The following is a 4,019-nucleotide window of genomic DNA, read 5'->3' as shown; positions in this document are numbered from 1 at the left end:
ACGCAAACACGCGCCGCATCACAGAACCTATTTCATTATGTCGGCCAGCGGTAGTTTTCCTAACCGCCATCTCACCAACCAACCCTTCAAAGAGTCTGTCTGGCGGGGCGTTGTCGGTCTCGCTGACTCACATAAAGTTACACACACACCAACAACAACACAAATTGGCTGGTAGAAGTAGTTTATTGAGAAGGCGCTAACGGATCAGATTGCGTTCCCCTAACGCCTTCTCGAGGAGTTAGAAAAGGACAAAGATCAGAAGCGTGATTAGGAATGCCGCCACGGATTCTATGGTCTGCTGCAGCGTCCAAGTTTTCAGTGTGGTCTTGACGTCCATCCCAAAAAGACGGCCCACAAGCCAGAAGCCGGAGTCGTTCACTAGAGAGCAGCAAACCGAACCGGCCGCACACGCCAATGTAATTGCGACGATCTGAATTTCCGAGTAGCCGCCAGCCAGTACTGCTGGAGCCATCAATCCGGCCGTGGTTGTCAGCGCTACAGTTGCAGATCCCTGCGCAACGCGCATGATCACCGCTACCAAGTACACAGCGAGGATGACTGGAATTCCTAGTCCTTGCATGAGATCCGCGATGGCATCGCCGATACCAGACGCACGAAGAACTCCGCCGTACATGCCACCGGCACCAGTAATGAACACAACGGATGCAATTGGCCCTAACGCCGAATCGACGAGTTTTTCCAGCGCCGAACCCTTCACCCCACGTGAGGTCCCGAGCACTGGAAGCGCGACGAGAACCGAAATCAACAGCGCAATACCGGACTTTCCAAGGAATGTGAACGCCTGCGCCCAGGTTTCGTCACCTGTAATTGCGCCAGATTTCGTCGCAAAGTCGACACCCGTGTTCAGGAATATCAACAGCATCGGGAGCAGCAGAATCGTAATGACAGTGCCTGTTTTCGGTAATGACTTAATATCGCTGTCGTCCGAGTTGAAAACGGCGTTTGCTACTGACGTAAACGGGAACTTCTTTGCGCAATACTTACCCCACAAAAGGCCCGAAACATAAAACGTTGGAACTGCAACAATCAAGCCAAAAACGATCAGCAGACCAAGGTTTGTGTCGAAGAATGTCGAAGCAGCGACTGGTCCTGGATGCGGAGGCACGAAGACGTGCATGACAGAGAATGCAGCAACCGTCGGAATTGCGTAGAGCAAGATTGGTCCACCGATACGAGCGGCAACTGCGAAAATGATCGGCAGCATGACAACGAGGCCGGCGTCGAAAAACATTGGGAAGCCAAGCAAGAGCGAGGCCACACCAAGCGCCATCGGCGCTCGCCGCTCGCCGAACCTATCGATCATCGTGTTGGCGAGGACTCTAGCGCCACCGGAGTACTCAATAAGTTTGCCAAGCATCGCGCCCAAACCGACAAGAATACCGACGTCGCCAAGTGTGGATCGGAAGCCGCCCATCACAACGTCATACAGTTCTCCTGTTGGAATGCCTGCCGCGATAGCGGTCAAGACAGACACAAGAATCAGCGTGACGAACGCATGGACCTTGAACTGAATAATGAGCAAAAGAATGAGGGCAATGCCGACCGCAGCGATCCCCATTAAGGGGCCGGCCGACAACGTCTGTTCCCAAGTTTCCATGAGCTATCCTGTCTCTTCTCAAGCGAGGCTTCAAGGCCGTATCGACGCACCGATCTACGGGGCGTCAATACGGAAAACTGGCTATAGCGTTAGAATACACATACTTCAGTGGGCGATCGTGCACTGCATCAATGTCAGGGCGACGCTTTCTTTAGCTACCCCCACTCGTGAAGCATCAAGGAGGGAAGAACATGCATGAAGCAGAGAAGCTACCCCCGGCGCACCTCATCCTTATGGGAGTGTGCGGAAGTGGAAAGACCACCATCGCCGAGATTCTTGCGCAGAGATCCGGCTTTGAACTCGTCGAGGCTGATAAGTTTCATCCGGCGGAAAACGTCGAAAAGATGAGTAAGGGCCAACCTCTCACCGACGAGGACCGCTGGCCGTGGCTTGAGAAACTCTCGAACTGGCTTCAAAAGCAAGACAGTGCTGGAAAGCGAACCGTCGTTACATGTTCAGCGCTGAAACGCATTTATCGCGACAAGCTCCGACTAGCCGACGTACCCCTTATATTTGTGCACCTAGACGGGCCGCGTGAGCTACTGCTGAAACGACTGAGCCACCGTACGGATCACTTCATGCCTGCTTCAATGTTGGATTCCCAGCTAGATACGCTTGAATCGCTCCAACCAGACGAGCTGGGTTTCGCTGTGGATATCGATGACACTCCCGAGGGCATCGCAGCAACCATCATGGAAAGACTTAACGCGGTGGCATAGGCTTCTGCTCTACCACCGCGTTGCTTTCAGATGCTGTCACCTGCGCCTAGCTGCGCTTCACGCCTGCGAATGTCTTCTTACCACGACGCAGCACGAGCCAGGTTCCATGCAGAAAATCATCCACGGATGGAACCCAGTTCTCATCTACTACACGCTCGTTGTTGGCGTAAATGCCGCCTTCCTTCAGCGATCTACGGGCAGCACCCTTCGAGTCGGCCAAGCCGGAGCCGACCAGCATGTCCACGATGCTGACTTCAGCTCCAGCCGCGACCTCGAACACATTCGTCTCGGCAACAGCGCTGGCCAAGGTACGCTCATCGAGATCAGTCAGATCTGCTTTACCGAATAGCGCCTGGGACGCTAACTCAACCGCCTCACGAGCTTCGCGGCCATGGACGAGATCTGTCATCTCTTGCGCCAACCGCTTCTGTGCCTCTCGCTTAAATGGTCGCTCTTCGACCTCGACGGCAAGAGCATCCAGCTCTTCCTTATCGAGAAAAGTGAACCACCGCAGGTACCGGATCACATCGGCGTCCGCAGCATTCACAAAGTACTGGTACCAGGTGTACGGGCTGGTCATTTCTGGATCAAGCCACAACGAACCACCACCCGTGGACTTGCCAAACTTCTTGCCCTCGGAGTCCGTCACAAGCGGAACAGTCAGCGCATGCACGCGCTCCGAATCCATGCGTCGGTTCAGATCAACACCAGCCACCAGGTTGCCCCACTGGTCGCCACCACCAACCTGCAGCACACAGTTGTGCGTACGACGCAACTGTACAAAGTCATGTGCCTGCAACAGCATGTACGAGAACTCGGTAAAAGAAATTCCGTCGTTTTCCAGGCGACGCTTGACGGTATCACGACTCAGCATTGTGGAGAGCGAAAAATGCTTGCCGACGTCCCGAAGGAACTCGATGACCTTCCAGTCCTTAATCCAATCATTATTATTCAGCAGCAGCGCACCGTTCTCACCGTCAAAATCGACGAACTTTGACAGCTGATCTCCAATTCGTTCGGCCCAATCTGCCACAGTGTCATCGGAATTCATCGTGCGCTCGCCCACGTCACGCGGGTCGCCTATCTTGCCGGTAGCACCACCTGCTAGCACAATTGGCCGGTGTCCAGCGAGTTGGAACCTGCGCAGCATCAGCAGCGGCACCAGGTGACCGGCATGTAGTGAAGGGCCAGTCGGGTCGAAGCCACAGTACAACGTGATGGGCTTCTGCGTTTCTTCACGCAACGCCTCCAGATCCGTGTGCTGATTGATCAGGCCACGCCACTCGAGTTCGTCGATAATGTTTGCGTTAGTCATGAAATTCCTTTCAGAGAGTCGTCTTCCCAGCGTCGTTACTTGTGGGTGTTTGTATAGGGAACTGCTTCGTCGATTAGCAGGACTGGGATACCACCGTCGATCCGATACGCGACACCAATGCGTTCATTCACCAGCAACTGTTCGTCTTCCTTATACTCAAGCGGCCCTTTGTCTTGCGGGCACACCAGTACGTCGAGAAGTTTGGGATCAAGACTCATGCAGTTGAGCTTACCTCACCCTTGTTAGTCACTTATCGACGCCACCACTACAAAAAGGGCTTAAGGGACATTTTGTGTGTATAAATCTATCTGGTTTCCTGGGATGACCTCGGCCAACAACCAGATATGGTTTTCAAAACAGTTCCATT

The 4,019-nt window shown here is 53.8% G+C and carries 4 protein-coding genes; 1 reads left to right on the top strand and 3 read right to left on the bottom strand.

The features are described from left to right. Positions 1–238: 238 nt before the first annotated feature. A complete protein-coding gene (locus KBX14_RS11060) occupies positions 239–1,618 on the bottom strand; it encodes a GntP family permease (protein ID WP_256006572.1) in 1,380 nt (459 codons plus the stop codon). Positions 1,619–1,809: 191 nt separating this feature from the next. Between KBX14_RS11060 and KBX14_RS11055 the strand changes: the two genes are divergently transcribed. Beyond that, a complete protein-coding gene (locus KBX14_RS11055) occupies positions 1,810–2,337 on the top strand; it encodes a gluconokinase (protein ID WP_256042555.1) in 528 nt (175 codons plus the stop codon). Positions 2,338–2,383: 46 nt separating this feature from the next. Here KBX14_RS11055 and tyrS read toward each other — a convergent pair whose 3' ends face one another. Then, positions 2,384–3,652 carry a tyrosine--tRNA ligase gene (tyrS, locus tag KBX14_RS11050; RefSeq protein WP_071573910.1) on the bottom strand — a complete coding sequence of 423 codons (1,269 nt, stop codon included), beginning with the start codon at positions 3,650–3,652 and terminating at the stop codon, positions 2,384–2,386. 35 nt (positions 3,653–3,687) lie between these two features. Beyond that, on the bottom strand, positions 3,688–3,870 hold the full coding sequence (locus tag KBX14_RS11045) for a Trm112 family protein (protein ID WP_256042554.1): 183 nt from the start codon (positions 3,868–3,870) through the stop codon (positions 3,688–3,690). Between the last annotated feature and the right edge of the window lie 149 nt (positions 3,871–4,019).

Origin of the sequence: Corynebacterium sp. CCUG 61414 (assembly GCF_024453945.1) — a bacterium.
GTDB lineage: Bacteria > Actinomycetota > Actinomycetes > Mycobacteriales > Mycobacteriaceae > Corynebacterium > Corynebacterium pseudogenitalium.
Note: the sequence above shows the minus strand (reverse complement) of the source record. Positions and strands in the feature narration are given on the sequence as shown.